Genomic DNA, 15358 nt, shown 5'->3' with positions numbered 1-15358 from the left:
GACTGTATGGTGGGACACATTCGTGCAGTCTGACTGAAGGGGAACGGGCGGTGCCACCGACCAGCGCGCGCGGGGATCGAGCATGAGCAGGCTGCGATTCTGGCAACGAGCCGACGGGCCGAGTCCTTCGTCGTCGGCTCGGCGAGCCGTGGCCACGGGAGTCGGCGGCGCCTTGATCGCCGCGATCGTGATGGGCGCGGCGACGTCGAGCGCGCATTCCGACGACGCCGCACCCGTCTTGACCGGCGCTCCCGTCGCGGCCCCCGCCGTCGTCGGAGTTGTTCCGGCGTCGGGCAGCGTTCAAGCGATGAACAACTTCGCTCCGCCCGCGCCCCTCCCGGCGTCGTTGATCGCACCGCAGTTCCGGCTCGCCGCCGATCTGCCGTCCGGACCGCTCGGGATTCCCGGCGTCGTGCTGCAGGCCTACAAGCTCGCGGCGAGCCGCCTCGCCGACGAAGAACCGATCTGCAAACTGCCCTGGTTCCTGTTGGCGGGCATCGGTCGGATCGAGTCGAACCATGCGGGCAACGGCAACGTCGACTCGTATGGCAACACGCTGACGCCGATCAACGGTCCGGCGCTCGACGGCACCCTGGCGGGCAACGAAGTGATCCTCGACCATTCCGGACAGGCCGTGCGGGCAATGGGGCCGATGCAGTTCATCCCCAGCACCTGGGCCAAGTGGGGATCCGACGCCAACGGCGACGGCAAGGCCGACCCGAACAACATCTTCGACGCCACCTACTCGGCGGGACGCTACCTCTGCTCGGGCATGGCCGACATCATGGCCGGAAACAACGAGGTGACCGCGGTCCTGCGGTACAACCATTCGATGGAGTACGTGACGAACGTGCTCGGCTGGGCGGCCGCCTATGCCACCGGCGTGATGCCGACCAACCCACCGAAGGATCCGCGGCGCGCGGCGTCGACCACCACGACCGCGAAGACCACGCCGTCGACGTCGGGTACGCCGACCACCCCGACGACAAAGCCGACCACGCAACCCCGACAGAATTGCTTCATCGTGTGCCTGCCGGGCTTCCCGGTGCCCGCACCTCAGCCGAAGCCCAGCCCCAAGCCCGCACCGAAGCCGACGGCTCCCAAGTCACCCGTACCGGTACCGCAGGCCCGTTGATTTCGGTTCGCCGGTAATGTGAGAGGCGATGTCTACCGTCGCCGTCCCCACCGAATCGTCGGTGCGCGCTGCTCTGTCCAAGGTCAACGATCCCGAGATCGGCAAACCGATCACCGACCTCGGAATGGTCAGGTCGATCACCGTCAACGACGACGCCAGCGTCGACGTCGTGGTCCTGTTGACGACGTCGGGCTGCCCGATGCGCAACGAGATCTCCGGGCGCGTGCAGACCGCGGTATCCGACGTCCCCGGTGTCGGGGCCGTCGACGTGCAACTCGACGTGATGGACGACGAACAGCGCACCGAGTTGCGCAAGCACCTGCGCGGGGACAAGGACGAGCCGGTCATCCCGTTCGCGCAGCCAGGCTCGCTGACGCGCGTCTACGCCGTGGCGTCGGGCAAGGGTGGCGTCGGAAAGTCAAGTGTCACAGTCAATTTGGCGACTGCGCTGGCCGCACGCGGACTGTCCGTCGGAGTACTCGACGCCGATATCTATGGCCATTCGGTACCACGGATGCTCGGTAGCGACGCCAAGCCGACCCAGGTCGAACGGATGATCATGCCGCCGATCAGCCACGAGGTTAAGTTCATCTCGATCGGCCAGTTCACCGACGGCAACACCCCGGTCACCTGGCGCGGCCCGATGCTGCACCGCGCGCTGCAGCAGTTCCTCGCCGACGTCTACTGGGGCGACCTGGACATCCTGCTGCTCGACCTCCCGCCGGGCACCGGCGACGTCGCCATCTCCATCGCGCAGCTGATCCCGGGCGCCGAGATCGTCGTCATCACCACTCCGCAGCAGGCCGCCGCCGAGGTCGCCGAGCGGGCCGGCGCCATCGCCCTGCAGACGCGGCAGAAGGTGCTCGGCGTCATCGAGAACATGTCCTGGCTCGAGCTGCCCGACGGCACCCGCATGGAGCCCTTCGGGTCGGGCGGCGGCGAGCAGGTCGCCGAGCGGCTCACCCGCGCCGTCGGCGCGAATGTCGAACTGCTGGGCCAGATTCCGCTGGAAACCGCCCTTCGCGAAGGCGGTGACGCGGGCAACCCGGTGGTGCTGTCAGCTCCGGAGTCCCCCGCCGGCTCGGCGTTGCGTGCGATCGCCGACAAGCTGGCCGTCCGCAAGCGCGGACTGGCCGGGATGAGTCTGGGCATCGATACGACACGACGCTGAGGTCCGGGGCGTACGCGCCCGGATCTATGTCGCGTCCCAGTCGGCGATGTCGTGCCTGCGCGGCTGAGGTGGGTCCTTCTTGGCCATGTCCACCGCCGGGGCGTCGGGCGCAGCGGGTATCGGCGGCCTGCTCGGCGCGGGTCGCTGCGGGGCGGGATCATCGTCGAAATAGGTCTTGGGCGACAGGAACGACGCGTCGCCGTCGAGCAGATGCCTGGTGACGAAGCCGGTCGGCGTCATGCCCCGTAACTCGTTGATATCGGCGAGCGGCTTGCGCAGTTCCTCGAACTCGGGCCCGAGCTCATCCTTGAGCTGGCTCGTCGCGCCGGAGGCGTAGTCGCGCACCTGCCGGACCGACTTCAACGTCCAGGACACCGCGTCCGGCAGCCGCTCGGGCCCCAGAATGATCAGTCCTGCGGCGAGAATGACCATGATCTCGCCCCAACCGATATTGCCGAACATATCCCGTGTCCTAGTCGGAGGCCGGAGTCATGGAGCCGTTGAACGTGCGGCCACCGCGCCAATAGACGAACGGGACAGACTTTCCGATCTGCGACGTGCGCACCGCGACGGTCAGCTCGTCTGCTCCCTCGATCTGCTTCCCGTTGAACGACGTGATGACGTCGCCTTCGCGGACGCCCGCGGCGTCGGCCGGTCCGCCCTGCACCACGTTGACGACCTGCGCGCCGAGCACCTTGGTGTTTCGGACGTCGCGTGCGTTGATGCCGACCTGCGCATGCTGCACCTTGCCGTGCGCTATCAGTATTTGTGCGATGGGAATCGCCTGGTCGATCGGAATGGCGAAGCCGAGTCCGATCGATCCGCCACCCGCGGTGCGCCCGGCCGTGTTGATGCCGATGACTGCCCCGGCGTCGTCGACGAGCGGGCCACCGGAGTTGCCGGGGTTGATCGCGGCGTCGGTCTGAATGGCGTCGAGGACGGCGTCGGTGTCGGACGTTTCGTCGGGCCGCAGCGCGACCGGCCGGTGCAGCGCGGACACGATTCCGCTGGTCACGGTGCGTTCCAGGCCCAACGGCGAACCGAAGGCGATCACTTCTTGGCCGATCTGCAGATCGTCGGAATTGCCGATCTTCGCGACGGTGAGATTGTTCACATCATCGACTTTGACGACCGCGACATCGTTCTTCGGGTCACGCCCGACGATCCGCGCGGGCACCCGGGTCCGATCGAAGAACACCACTTCGATGCGGCTGTTGCCGGGGTCGTTAGCCGCCATCGAGATCACGTGATTATTGGTGAGGATGTAGCCCTCTTTGGCGATGACGAATCCCGATCCGGTGCCTCCGGTGGAGCCGGATCGCACATCGATCGATACGACCGACTTGCCGACCGCGTCGGCCACCTTGGTGATCGCGCCCGCCGGACGCTGATCGTTGGCGTCTCCGGTGGCCAATTCGACGGTGTCGGAGTTCAGCGGTGCGACGACCTCTGCCGTCCAGCGGCCCATCAGGCCGCCGAGCAGGCCGATCGCGAGTGCCAGCACCGCGAGAGTCACCAGCGCAGACCAGGCGATCCCCCGGCCGAACAGCACATCCTTGACGCCCAGTTTGGGCCCGGGAACGGTCGGCTCGGCGCGCCTGGCGGAGTTGAGCGCGGGCGCCGTCAACGACGCGGGGCTGTCCGGATCACGCCAGGGGTCGGGATCGGCGTCGGGTTCGTCGTCGACGCCGTAGCGCGCGTCGGGATCACGCTGCAGCGTTTCGTCGCTGTCGGCCGGACGTCCGAAAGCCTCGGCGAGGACTGGGTCCGGCGCGGCGATCGTCGGCTGGGGTTTACCGGGAAACGGCGTCTTCGACTCGTCGAATGATCCGCTCACCCCCTCAGGACGACCGAACACACTGGCTTCGGTCGGCGATGTCACCCCGGTCAACGCTATCGGCCCCGCCTGGGGTGCAGTGGACCGCGGTTGGTCATGTCGATCTCCTGGGTCGGAATTGCGGCGAGTTGCCCGAGCAGCGACGGCGGCACCGACAACGGACCCGACGACGATCGCAGCATAGTCCGCGCCGACGACTGCGCATCGACCGCACCGCGGCATTCAGCGCACAGTTCCAGGTGGCCGGCCGCGCGGAGGTGCGCATTGACCGTCAGTTCGCCGTCGACGTAGGCGGCGACCGCCTCGGGCGCGAGATGTTCGGTGGCGGCGAACCTGCGGCCACCCGGCGTACCCGGAGCGCGGTAGCGGGGATTGGCAGCGAACGACGTGGTCGCCGGGGTCCATGTCGCGGGGTTCCACGGCGATCGCCGACGCCCGCGCAGATCATTCGCATCACCCGCGAACGGAGCGCCTGCAGTGCGGTCGGACACCTCGCGACCCCTTTCGTTCGTGGGGCCGAACGCCGACTGCGCCCGACCACCTTTCAAGACTATCCGAGGCTACCAACGAACGGCCGGTCGCTGAAGTTCCTGTGCTCGCGGGCTCGCCACATCAGGTGGTTGCGCGACTGACGTGATCGCGCTCGACTTCAGCGCCACCCGACAGCGAGCTAATTGAGCACAGCTCGGGAATCAGTCAGTCCCTGGGCGATCAGGAAGTCCCGGATGGTCTGGCGACCGCGGTGGATGCGGCTGCGAACGGTGCCGAGTTTCACACCGAGAGTCGTCGCGATCTCCTCGTAGGAAAGGCCTTCGATGTCACACAGGACGACGGCGGCGCGGAATTCCGGGGCCAACTGATCGAGGGCGCTCTGCAGGACCGGGTCGAGGTTGGCATCGGCGAAGACCTGCTGCGGGTCGGGAGTGTTCGCGGGGACGCGGTCGTACTCCTCGGGCAGTGCTTCCATCCGAATCTTGTTGCGGCGGCGGACCATGTCGAGGAACAGGTTCGTGGTGATGCGGTGCAGCCAGCCTTCGAAGGTGCCCGGCTTGTAATTCTGAAGGGAACGGAACACCCGGATGAACGTTTCCTGAGTGAGATCCTCGGCGTCGTGCTGATTGCCCGACAGCCGGTAAGCGAGGCGGTAGACACGATCGGCATGCTCACGGACGAGTTCGTCCCACGACGGCATCAGCGTCGAATCACCTGTGGCGTCGAAACCAGCGGTCCCGCCCACGATCGTCGATCCGTCGAGCTCGTCATGTGCTGCTGAAGATCCTGCAGGAGCAGTCATCGTGTGTGGCCAGTCCCTTCCCGGGACGCAGTTTGCGCCCTCTGCACTATGGTGAACGTCACCGTACGCGGCGGTATTCCGTCGTTGGTATAGACCTTCTCCCATCGGCTTGTGGCAGCAGTATGAACAACCTGAGCGTTGCATGAGGATGTCTGCGCGGGCACATCGCCTAAGCTCGACGCTGTGACCGACTCTCGCGCGCGGACGCAGCCGACGGCGGCTGCCGTTCTCGCCTATGCCGAATCCGCGATCGTCGAAGACGACGCCCTGCTCGCCGCCCGGGAACGCGCCGAAGAACTCGGTGCGCCCGCGATCGCCCCGTCGGTCGGCGCATTGCTGTCGTTGCTCGCGCGGGCCACCGACGCGCGAGCCGTCGTCGAAGTGGGCACCGGCGCAGGCGTGAGCGGATTGTGGCTGCTCAACGGGATGTCGGAGAGCGGCGTACTCACCACGATCGACCCGGAGAGCGAGTACCACCGAGCGGCTCGCGAGTCGTTCGGCGGCGCCGACGTCGCGCCGGGCCGCACCCGGCTGATCAACGGAACCCCACGCGACGTGCTGCCCCGGCTGGCCGACGACTCGTATGACCTGGTCTTCATCGACGGCCCGGTGATCAACCATCCACGCTTCGTCACCGAGGCCATCCGCATCTTGCGGCCGGGCGGCATCGTCGTCGTGCACAACGCCACCGCGGACGGCACCGTCGGGGACCCGGAGTCCAACGATCCGGTGACCGTCGCGGCGCGCGAAGCGGCGCTCATCATCGCCGACGACGACAGGCTGTTGCCGGTGCTGATTCCCTTGGGCAGCGGCGTGCTGGCGGCAGCCAAGTCGCGCGAGACATAGGGCCCCTGAGACCTGCAAACACACAGCCCACCGAGGGCAGATTCCCCCCGGTGAGTCATGCAGCGACAGTTCTCAGGGCCGCCGCCGCACCCCCGACCCTAGACGTCGGTGCTGAACCGCACTCCGTTGTCGGGTATCTGCACTCCCGGCCAGACGCGAGCGCCGCGGAGGAGTTCGCAGCGGGCGCCGATGTCGGCTCCGTCGCCGATGACGGTGTCCCGCACCAGGGCGCGCGGACCGAGGCGGGCCCCGTAGCCGATGATGCTGCGCTCCACGACGGCACCTGCCTCGACGATGGCGCCGTCGAAGATGACCGCGCCGTCCAGACGCGCGCCGGGCCCGATTTCGGCTCCGCGGCCGACGACGGTGCCGCCGATGAGAACGGCTCCGGGGGCGACGCCCGCTCCTTCGTGGACGAGGAATTCGCTGTGCCGGTCGCCCAGTGCCGGCGAGGGCGCGATGCCGCGGACCAGGTCGGCCGAGCCGCGGACGAAGTCTTCGGGGGTGCCCATGTCACGCCAGTAGGCGTGGTCGACGTGGCCTTGGACGTGGCGGCCTTGGGCGAGCAGTCCGGGGAACACTTCGCGTTCGACCGATACCGGTCGCCCGGACGGGATTTCCTCGATCACCGAGCGGCGGAAGACATAGGTGCCCGCGTTGATCTGATCGGTCGGCGGGTCCTGGGTCTTTTCCAGGAAGGCGGTGACTCGGCCGGTGTCGTCGGTGGGGACGCATCCGAAGGCGCGCGGGTCGCCGACGCGCACCAGGTGCAGCGTGACGTCGGCGCCCGACGTCGCGTGGGTGTCGAGGACGTCGCGGACGTTGGTACCGCCGAGGACGTCGCCGTTGAAGACCAAGACGGTGTCGGCGGTGAGTTCGGGCAGCACGTTGCGGATGCCGCCGCCGGTGCCGAGTGGCTCGGTTTCGGTGACATAGCGCAGGTTCATGCCGAGTTTGGAGCCGTCGCCGTAGTACTCGCTGAAGACTTCGGCTTTGAAGGAGGTGCCGAGCACGACGTCGTCGATGCCGGCGGCGTGGATGCGCGAGAGCAGGTGTGTCAGGAAAGGCAGACCCGCGGTGGGCAGCATCGGCTTGGGCGCCGACAGCGTCAGCGGCCGCAGCCGCGTGCCCTGTCCGCCGACGAGGATGACGGCTTGAACCTCGGGCCGCTCGGGTGCGTTGGGTTCAGTCGACATTCGACGTTCCTTCCTGATCGTGGTTCGCGGGTGCCGCGTCGGCCTTGTCGAGGGCGCGCCGGGCCGCGGCTACGGCCACTTTGGAGCGCGCGGCGAGTCCGGCGCGCAACGCCAGCCGCAGTGGTGCCCGCCAGGGGCCCGGGTTGCGATCCGCTTGGAAACGGTAAGCGCTCTCGTGGTGCGCGGGCAGCATCTTCTCCGGATTCCGCCCGGCGGCGTGGCCCTTGGTGTGGACGATATGCGACGTCGGGACGAAGATGTTGAGCCATCCCGCCTTGCCGAGACGGTCGCCGAGATCGACGTCCTCCATGTACATGAAGTACCGCGAGTCGAAGCCGTCGACGGCGTCGAATGCGTTGCGCCGCAACAGAAGACACGATCCGGACAGCCACCCGACGGGCCGTTCGACCGGCGCCGACGATTCTTCCCGGTAGGCCGTGGTCCACGGGTTCGACTTCCACACCGCGCCCAGCAGGGCGTGGCCGGTGCCGGAGATCAGGTCGGGGACGCGCCGCGCGGACGGGTAGACCGTGCCGTCGGGTTCGCGGATGAGCGGGCCGAGTGACCCCGCCCGCGGCCAGCGGTGCGCGGCGTCGAGCAGTTCGTCGAGTGAACCGGGTTCCCAGGCGACGTCGGGGTTGGCGATGACGACGAACTCCACTCCCGGGTCCACCTCGGCGACGCCGCGGTTCATCGCTCCGCCGTAGCCGATGTTGCCGCCGGTCCGCACCAGCGTCACGTTGTCGCGTTCCCGTTCGGCGCGTTCGGGTGCGCCGTCGTCGGAGCCGTTGTCGGCGATGACGACGCGGTGCGAGTGCGTGGTCGCGGTGGCGAGGGTGTCGAGAAAGGTCGTCAGATAGTCGCCCGACGAATATGTCACCGTCACCACGGCCAGCTGATCAGTCACCCGCAAAGGGTAGCTAACTCGGCGGTAACCCGGAAAATCCCGCACGCGGCGTCACTGTGTGGCGAGCGCGTCGTCGAGCGCGAGCCGCCAGTCGCGCAACGGCGTGAGCCCAGCCTGCCGCCAGGCGGCCCCGGAGAGCACCGAGTACGCCGGACGTGGCGCCGGCCGGGGGAATTCGTCGGTGGTGCACGGCTGCACCCGCCGCGGATCGAGCCCGAGGTCGGTGAAGATCGCGCGGGTCAGTTCCCACCACGTCGCCTGCCCCGAGTTGGTCGCATGCAGCACGTGCCCGACGACGTCGTCGCGGGCCGGCAGCGTCGCAAGCTCCCAGAGGCCGCGGGCGAGGTCGTAGGCGTACGTCGGTGAACCGGTCTGGTCGTCGACCACGGACAGCGTGTCGCGTTGCGCGGACAGTCGGCGCATGGTCCCGACGAAGTCGCGGCTGTGCTCGCCGCCGGTATATACCCATGCCGTCCGTACGATGGTGACCTGCGGATTCGCCTTCTGCGCCGACCGTTCCCCGGCGAGTTTGGTCTCGCCGTAGACGGTCGGCGGGTTCGACGTCGCGGCGTCGTCCGGTTCGTACGGCTCGGTGCGCGTCGTCGGCGCGCCGGCACCCGCGGCGGGGCCGTCGAACACGTAGTCGGTGGAGATGTGGATGAGCCACGCCCCCGACGCCGCGCACGCACCCGCGAGGTTGGCCGGACCGTGGACGTTGCCCGCCCATGCGCCTTCGCGGTCGGTCTCGGCGCCGTCGACGTCGGTGTAGGCGGCGCAGTTGATCACGATGTCGTCGGGTGTCAGCGCGGCCAGACGTCGTTGCACCGCGGCGTCGTCGGCGATGTCGAGGTCGTGCGACGTCAGCGGTCGCACGGTGATGCCGTCGGGAACGGTTGCGAGCAGGGCTCGGCCGAGTTGGCCACCCGCTCCGGTGAGAAAGACCACACCTGCATTCATATGGATCATCTGAGCATATGGACGTTTCAGAGTGCTCTGCCGGGCGTCGCTTCGGCGTTGCGCTCCCCGACTTTGGTGGACGCACCAGTAGCCTTGGGAGTAACACCAGAAACTTTTGTAACAGCAATAGTCTCAGCCGCAGCGTGCAGTCCGCTGCCCGAACAACGACAGGGAGCAACCGGACCGGTGGATTCTCGTTCCCCTCGTACCCCCGACCAGCGTGCCGCGCAACCGCCGACGCAACGCCCGCCCGTCCGTCGACCGCCCGAGACCCGCGAGGGCGCCCCCCGCAGGCAGCCCACCCGCGACGGTCAGGCTCGACGCCCCATCGACGCCGAGCGAACGCCTCGACGTCCACGGCCCGACGGTGATCGGCCGCGGCCGCAGCGCATCCCCAACGACGGCGAGGTCCGCCGGTCCTCCGGCGAGATCCACACCCGCGACCCGCAACGGTCGGCTGCCCGACGCGGCACTGCTGCGCCCGGAGCGACGCAGACCGGCACCGAACGACGCACCCGGCGCCCGGATGCGCCCGCACCACCTCGGGAGACGTCCGAACGCAGGCAACCGCCGCCGGGCAAGCGTCGGCCTTCCGCTCCGAAGGCCGACGTCAAGCGCGCCCCCAAACCCGCTCCCGCGGACCCGCCGCCGCCCGGCGCGGCGCGGTTGCTGACCGCGATCCCCGACCGCGGGCGCTGGGCCGGCCGGATCGTCGTCGCCCTGCTCTCGGCCGTCGTGCTGATCGCGTGCGGTTACACCTGGAACAGCGTCCGCGGGATCGAGGGCGGCATCACCCAGCTCGGCGGCCTCGACCTGGGTTCCGGCGGCGACGGCGCGGTGGACATCCTGCTCGTCGGCATGGATTCGCGTACGGACGCCAAAGGCAATCCGCTGTCGGATCAGGAGTTGAAATGGCTGCGCACCGGCAATGACGTGTCGTCGAGCACCGACACGATCGTGCTCATCCGCATCCCCAACAACGGGGCGTCGGCGACCGCCATCTCCATTCCCCGCGACGCCTACGTCAACGTTCCCGGGATCGGCATGAGCAAGATCAACGCCGCCTACGGCGCGACCCGCGAGCATGTCCGACGCACCGAGGTGGAGGCGGGAACCGACCCGGCGAAAGCCGAGACCGACGGCACCCAGGCCGGGCGCAAGGCGCTCGTGCAGACCGTCGCCGACCTCACCGGCGTGCAGGTGGATCACTACGCCGAGGTGGGACTGCTCGGCTTCGCGCTGCTGACCGACGCGGTCGGCGGCGTCGACGTATGTCTGAAATCCGCTGTCAACGAACCTCTTTCGGGCGCGCGGTTCCGCGCCGGACGCCAAACCCTCAGCGGCGGAAAGGCATTGGCGTTCGTGCGGCAACGCCACGACCTTCCGCGCGGCGACCTCGACCGCATCACCCGCCAGCAGGTCTTCATGGCCTCGCTCGCGCAGAAGATCCTCTCGACGCACACGCTGACCGACACGGGCCAGTTGTCGAAACTGCAACAGGCCATCTCGCGGTCGGTCGTCATCGACGACAACTGGGACGTGCTCAACTTCGCCGGGCAGCTCAAGGATCTCTCCGGCGGCAATGTGAAATTCTCCACCATCCCGGTGGTCTCCGAGCAGGGCTGGAGCGAGGACGGCACCCAGAGTGTCGTGCAGGTCGATCCGGCGGCGGTCAAGAAATTCACCCAGAGCCTGCTCAGCGGACCGTCGAAGTCCGGCGGATTCGACCGCGGCGACTACAAGGTGGACGTCGTCAACGCCGGCACCATCGACGGACTCGGTGCGAACGTCGCAAACATCTTGTCCGCCAAGGGGTTTCAGAACGGCAAGGTTTCGACGTCGACGGCGAACGACCGCGACAGCGTGATCTACACGCACAGCAAGGGCGACGCCTCGTCGGCCTTGGCCCGCGACCTGGGCATCTCGACGATCCGCGAAGACCCGGCGCTGCCGGCCGACACCCTGCGGGTGGTGCTGACCAACACCTTCGAGGGGCCCGGTTCGATCTCCGACACCGGTCCGTCGTCGGATGCCAGCAAGGCCGCGGCGACGGCGAAACCCAAAGCGCCCTCGGCGATTTCCGCGGGCACCGATGGACCGGTGTGTGTGAACTGATGACGATTACCGCAGCACTGCTCGACGCAGTCGCCGACTACTCCCAGCCGATGCTGACCTACTATCACGACGGCACCGGCGAACGCACCGAGCTGTCGGCCGCGACGCTGGGCAACTGGGCGGCCAAGACCGCCAACTTCCTGCGCGACGAGGTGGGAGTACTCGCGGGCGACGACGTCGTCGTCGACCTGCCCGAACACTGGCAGACCGCGGCGATTCTGCTCGGCGCGTGGTGGGCCGGCGCGCATGTGCACACCGGCAGCTCCGACGTCGGGCACGTGTCGGTCGCATTCGTCACCCTCGACGACGTCGACCGCTACGACGCCGACGAGGTCGTCGTCGCATCGCTGGATCCGTTCGCGCTGCCGCTCAAGGATCTGCCGATCGGCGTCGCCGACTTCGGCAGCGCGGTGCGCGTACACGGTGATCAGTACTCCGCCGCGGGCATCGCCGCCGGATCGGCGTTGGACGGCCGGTCGGTCACCGAAGTCCTCGACGCGGCGCGTGCCGGCGCCGTCGACGCCGGGATCACGGCGGGTTTGCGCGTCCTGACGACGCTGCCCTGGCACGACGCCGACGGGATCGTCGGGCAGCTGCTCGCGCCGCTCGTCGTCGGAGCGTCACTGGTGACGGTCGCCGACCCCGATCCCGCCAAGGTCGAGGCCAAACTGGCCGCGGAGCGCGCGACGTCGAGGATGAGGTAGGGCGGCGAACCGCAGATCCGATACGACGGCTCAGGTCCGACACTGCAATCGTGTCGGACCTGAGCCGTTGTGTCGGATGTGTTCATGCGGGGCGGCCCAGCGCGGGGTTCGCCACCGCGCGGATGGGTGTCGGCGTCGGCAACCGCAAGGTGCGCAGTTGGGCGATCAGCCGTGGCGCCATCCGTTGCGCCACCAGGTCGGTGAACAACCACCTCGTGATCACGATGCCGAGGTCCTGCAACCGGCCTTCCCGCGTTTTCTCCCGCTTGATCACCTGCTCGGGCGATTCCCCCGGTCGCAGATATTTGAGGTACTTGCCGAGTCCGTCGAATTCGCCGACCAGCGTGACGACGCCGTTCTCGTCGACCCAGTCGAAGTCGGTTCGCGCGACGAAGTTCCCTCGCCGGTCGAAGATCTCGCGCTGCAGCGTCGGCGGCGTGATTCCGGCGGCGATCATCTGCGCGCGACTCCACGATTCGCCAGGATTCTCCGACCTGGGATCGGCGAACGCCAGCGCCCGGCGAGCGACTCCGACGCCGGTGCGCGGCTCTCGCCCGTAACCGCTCATCACAGCGGGGTCGGCCCCCATCCGCAATGCCGCGTCGAACACCGCGAGAGCGCCGGCGAAGCCATGTGGACTGGTGCGCGCGACGTCGAACGCAGTCCGCTCGAGAGTGGTCAGCCAGATGCCGTCGACTTCTTCGACGTCGGACGGTTCCAGCGGTCCCGGGTGGATGTGGCGGTGTCGGCGCCGATAGCCGCGGCCCGACGTCGCCGACGTCAGATCGAGCGCGGACAGGTCCGGACTCAGCATCGACAGACCCCTCATCACCGCCGCGGATCCGTGCGAGACGGCCGCATCGGGCGCCGACTGAGCCGCGAGAACACGAGTTCGGTGCAACGCCTCGGGTGTCCGATCCGCCGGTACCGCATAGATTCCCGGGGCGACGGGCACTAGTTCGCCGGCCCGGGCAGCTCTGCTCAGGCTGTGGCGGTCGTATCCGAGACTGATGGCGCGCTCGCAACGGATGTAACCGTCGGCGTCGATGGGAAACTCCATGACACTTAGACGCAGCGGCAGCGCGTTTGGATCCCTCGAATTGCATATCCGACAAGAACGCTCAGGTCCGACACTGAAACAGTGTCGGACCTGAGCATTTGTGTCGGATATGCGGCGAGGTCAGCGCAGCAGTGCGCGGCTCATCACCACGCGCTGGATCTGGTTGGTGCCCTCGTAGATCTGGGTGATCTTGGCGTCGCGCATCATGCGCTCGACGGGGAAGTCGCGCGTGTAGCCGGCCCCACCGAAGAGCTGCACGGCGTCGGTGGTGACCTCCATGGCGACGTCGGAGGCGAAGCACTTCGACGCCGAGCTGATGAACCCGAGGTTCTTCTCGCCACGCTCGGCGCGAGCGGCCGAGGTGTAGACCATCAGGCGGGCTGCTTCGACCTTCATCGCCATGTCGGCGATCATGAATTCGACGCCCTGGAACGAGCTGATCGACTTGCCGAACTGCTTGCGATCCTTGACGTACTCGATCGCCTTGTCCAGCGCTCCCTGCGCGATGCCGACGGCCTGCGCGCCGATGGTCGGACGGGTGTGATCGAGGGTCTGCAGCGCGGTCTTGAAGCCGGTGCCCTCGTCGCCGATGATCCGGTCTTCGGGGATGGTGCACTCTTCGAAGTACAGTTCCGCGGTCGGCGAGCCCTTGATGCCGAGTTTCTTCTCCAGCGGCCCGACCGTGAAGCCCGGGTCGTCCTTATGCACCATGAACGCGGAGATGCCGTTGGCACCCTTGGCCGCATCGGTCACGGCCATGACGGTGTACCACGTCGACTTGCCGCCATTGGTGATCCAACATTTGGAGCCGTTGAGCACCCAATTGCTGCCGTCGCGGCGGGCGCGGGTCTTCATCGATGCGGCGTCGGAGCCCGCTTCGCGCTCGGACAGAGCGTAGGAGGCCATCGCCTCGCCTGCCGCGATTGACGGAAGCACCTGCGCCTTGAGCTCGTCGGAGCCGTTGAGGATCAGGCCCATGGTGCCGAGTTTGTTGACCGCGGGGATGAGCGACGACGACGCGCAGACGCGGGCGACCTCTTCGATCACGATGCACGCGGCGACCGAGTCGGCGCCCTGACCGTCGAACTGCTCGGGAACGTGAATGGCGTTGAAGCCCGACGCGACGAGTGCATCGAGCGCCTCCTGCGGGAAGCGCGCCTCTTCGTCGACGGCGGCGGCATACGGCTCGATCTGCTTCTCGGAGAGGTCGCGGATCGCCTCACGCAGTGCGACGTGCTCCTCGGGCAGCTGGAAAATGTCGAAGTCGGGGTTACCGAAACCCATGACCGGCTCCTCACGGCACTGCGTGCCAAGTTGTTGGTGGGATTCCAGTTGATCACGGCACTGCGTGCCACGTCAACCATCTGGGCGAAGTTTATTGTCCCCGACCACGGCCGTCGGTACGCAGCTGTTCGCGGACTCGGCGGGCGACCTGGTCGGGATCGGCGTTCGCCGGGTACGTGACGACGGTGATCGCCTGCTCGACGCCGACGTCCGCGGCACCGAGTGCCAGGCGAATACGACGCAGCTCGGCACGCAGTCGATCGAGGGTCGCGAACGCTTCGCCGCGGATCATCGCCCGCAGCAGGTAGTTATGCGCACCGGTCACCGCCGCCGCGTATCCGGCGAGGTGAGCCGCCGATTCCTCGGGAAGCCGCGAGCGCAGGTTCTCCTCGAACATTCGCTGATAGCGGTAGGTGGTGACCAACTCGCGGTCACGCAGCGCGGGCACTTCCTGCACGACCCGGAATCGGCGAACCGCCAGCTCACGTGTCGCCAGGAAGTGGGTGAAAACGATCTCCGCGCCCGAACACGGCGCCGCCCACGGGTCCCCTCCGACATCGGCCAGATGCTGCGCCACTCGCTCGAAAAGGGCTTCGTGATCTGCGAAGATCACATCCTCTTTGGACCCGAACTGACGAAAGAAGGTGCGGCGGGAAATGCCTGCGGCGGCCGCGATCTGGTCGACGGTCGTCGACTCGTAACTGTTCTCGGCGAACATTCGGATCGACTCCGCGACCACTCGCAGGCGAAACTCGGCGGGATCGTCGGCCGTCGACTCGGAAGGGCTCACCATGACACTCAGTATCACCGATGCCCGGCACCGCGTGCCCATTTCCGCCCGTAGACGGATCC

At 67.8% G+C, this 15358-nt stretch carries 15 protein-coding genes; 5 read left to right on the top strand and 10 right to left on the bottom strand.

The genetic code is table 11. The features are described 5' to 3' along the window. Positions 1-82: 82 nt before the first annotated feature. Positions 83-1135, top strand: a complete 1053-nt coding sequence (locus HH308_RS07990) for a lytic transglycosylase domain-containing protein (RefSeq protein WP_170193654.1) — start codon at positions 83-85, stop codon at positions 1133-1135. A 28-nt stretch (positions 1136-1163) separates the two neighbouring features. Further along, positions 1164-2306: an Mrp/NBP35 family ATP-binding protein gene (locus HH308_RS07985; RefSeq protein WP_170193653.1), complete on the top strand. Its 1143-nt coding sequence runs from the start codon at positions 1164-1166 to the stop codon at positions 2304-2306. Between the two features lie 24 nt (positions 2307-2330). Here HH308_RS07985 and tatB read toward each other — a convergent pair whose 3' ends face one another. From tatB to sigE, 4 genes are all read right to left on the bottom strand, one after another. Continuing rightward, complete coding sequence (tatB, locus tag HH308_RS07980) at positions 2331-2768, bottom strand: Sec-independent protein translocase protein TatB (protein ID WP_170193652.1); 438 nt, start codon at positions 2766-2768, stop codon at positions 2331-2333. Positions 2769-2778: 10 nt separating this feature from the next. Next, positions 2779-4188, bottom strand: a complete 1410-nt coding sequence (locus HH308_RS07975) for a S1C family serine protease (RefSeq protein ID WP_312870460.1) — start codon at positions 4186-4188, stop codon at positions 2779-2781. Positions 4189-4199: 11 nt separating this feature from the next. Beyond that, complete coding sequence (locus HH308_RS29705; RefSeq protein ID WP_312870459.1) at positions 4200-4634, bottom strand: hypothetical protein; 435 nt, start codon at positions 4632-4634, stop codon at positions 4200-4202. 179 nt (positions 4635-4813) lie between these two features. Then, positions 4814-5437 carry an RNA polymerase sigma factor SigE gene (sigE, locus tag HH308_RS07970; RefSeq protein WP_170193650.1) on the bottom strand — a complete coding sequence of 208 codons (624 nt, stop codon included), beginning with the start codon at positions 5435-5437 and terminating at the stop codon, positions 4814-4816. Between the two features lie 183 nt (positions 5438-5620). On the opposite strand from sigE, the gene HH308_RS07965 reads away from it, so the two are divergent. After that, positions 5621-6283, top strand: a complete 663-nt coding sequence (locus HH308_RS07965) for an O-methyltransferase (protein WP_170193649.1) — start codon at positions 5621-5623, stop codon at positions 6281-6283. Between the two features lie 98 nt (positions 6284-6381). Here the strand turns inward: HH308_RS07965 and HH308_RS07960 are convergent, their stop codons facing one another. From HH308_RS07960 to rfbD, 3 genes are read right to left on the bottom strand one after another with little or no spacing between them, the layout of a single operon-like run. After that, positions 6382-7479, bottom strand: a complete 1098-nt coding sequence (locus tag HH308_RS07960; RefSeq protein WP_170193648.1) for a mannose-1-phosphate guanylyltransferase ManB — start codon at positions 7477-7479, stop codon at positions 6382-6384. After that, positions 7469-8386 carry a glycosyltransferase family 2 protein gene (locus HH308_RS07955; RefSeq protein WP_170193647.1) on the bottom strand — a complete coding sequence of 306 codons (918 nt, stop codon included), beginning with the start codon at positions 8384-8386 and terminating at the stop codon, positions 7469-7471. The genes HH308_RS07960 and HH308_RS07955 overlap by 11 nt, the downstream gene beginning before the upstream one ends. A gap of 51 nt (positions 8387-8437) precedes the next feature. Next, positions 8438-9343, bottom strand: coding sequence for a dTDP-4-dehydrorhamnose reductase (gene rfbD, locus HH308_RS07950; protein WP_170193646.1), 906 nt, complete (start codon positions 9341-9343; stop codon positions 8438-8440). A gap of 186 nt (positions 9344-9529) precedes the next feature. Between rfbD and HH308_RS07945 the strand changes: the two genes are divergently transcribed. Next, positions 9530-11458 (top strand): LCP family protein, encoded by a 1929-nt coding sequence (locus HH308_RS07945; RefSeq protein WP_312870458.1) that lies wholly within the window; start codon positions 9530-9532, stop codon positions 11456-11458. Then, a complete protein-coding gene (locus HH308_RS07940; protein WP_170193645.1) occupies positions 11458-12162 on the top strand; it encodes a TIGR03089 family protein in 705 nt (234 codons plus the stop codon). Before HH308_RS07945 ends, HH308_RS07940 begins: the two co-directional genes overlap by 1 nt. Positions 12163-12244: 82 nt before the next feature. Here HH308_RS07940 and HH308_RS07935 read toward each other — a convergent pair whose 3' ends face one another. From HH308_RS07935 to HH308_RS07925, 3 genes are all read right to left on the bottom strand, one after another. Next, entirely contained in the window at positions 12245-13222 is a 978-nt protein-coding gene (locus tag HH308_RS07935) for a type IV toxin-antitoxin system AbiEi family antitoxin domain-containing protein (RefSeq protein WP_170193644.1), read from the bottom strand. Positions 13223-13342: 120 nt separating this feature from the next. Then, positions 13343-14506 carry an acyl-CoA dehydrogenase gene (locus tag HH308_RS07930; RefSeq protein WP_170193643.1) on the bottom strand — a complete coding sequence of 388 codons (1164 nt, stop codon included), beginning with the start codon at positions 14504-14506 and terminating at the stop codon, positions 13343-13345. A gap of 91 nt (positions 14507-14597) precedes the next feature. Further along, the gene (locus HH308_RS07925; RefSeq protein WP_211188275.1) at positions 14598-15299 is read right to left on the bottom strand and encodes a TetR family transcriptional regulator; all 702 of its coding nucleotides are present in this window, start codon (positions 15297-15299) and stop codon (positions 14598-14600) included. Positions 15300-15358 lie beyond the last annotated feature (59 nt).

It is taken from the genome of Gordonia asplenii (genome assembly GCF_012933505.1).
Lineage (GTDB): Bacteria > Actinomycetota > Actinomycetes > Mycobacteriales > Mycobacteriaceae > Gordonia > Gordonia asplenii.
Note: the sequence above shows the minus strand (reverse complement) of the source record. Positions and strands in the feature narration are given on the sequence as shown.

What these genes read in the sequence shown, in the direction of transcription:
- HH308_RS07925 (WP_211188275.1), bottom strand. Translation starts at nt 15,299, where the DNA reads ATGGTGAGCCCTTCCGAGTCGACGGCCGACGATCCCGCCGAGTTTCGC.
- tatB (WP_170193652.1), bottom strand. Translation starts at nt 2,768, where the DNA reads ATGTTCGGCAATATCGGTTGGGGCGAGATCATGGTCATTCTCGCCGCA.
- HH308_RS07930 (WP_170193643.1), bottom strand. Translation starts at nt 14,506, where the DNA reads ATGGGTTTCGGTAACCCCGACTTCGACATTTTCCAGCTGCCCGAGGAG.
- HH308_RS07985 (WP_170193653.1), top strand. Translation starts at nt 1,164, where the DNA reads ATGTCTACCGTCGCCGTCCCCACCGAATCGTCGGTGCGCGCTGCTCTG.
- HH308_RS07940 (WP_170193645.1), top strand. Translation starts at nt 11,458, where the DNA reads ATGACGATTACCGCAGCACTGCTCGACGCAGTCGCCGACTACTCCCAG.
- HH308_RS07960 (WP_170193648.1), bottom strand. Translation starts at nt 7,479, where the DNA reads ATGTCGACTGAACCCAACGCACCCGAGCGGCCCGAGGTTCAAGCCGTC.
- HH308_RS07990 (WP_170193654.1), top strand. Translation starts at nt 83, where the DNA reads ATGAGCAGGCTGCGATTCTGGCAACGAGCCGACGGGCCGAGTCCTTCG.
- sigE (WP_170193650.1), bottom strand. Translation starts at nt 5,437, where the DNA reads ATGACTGCTCCTGCAGGATCTTCAGCAGCACATGACGAGCTCGACGGA.
- HH308_RS07935 (WP_170193644.1), bottom strand. Translation starts at nt 13,222, where the DNA reads ATGGAGTTTCCCATCGACGCCGACGGTTACATCCGTTGCGAGCGCGCC.
- rfbD (WP_170193646.1), bottom strand. Translation starts at nt 9,343, where the DNA reads ATGAATGCAGGTGTGGTCTTTCTCACCGGAGCGGGTGGCCAACTCGGC.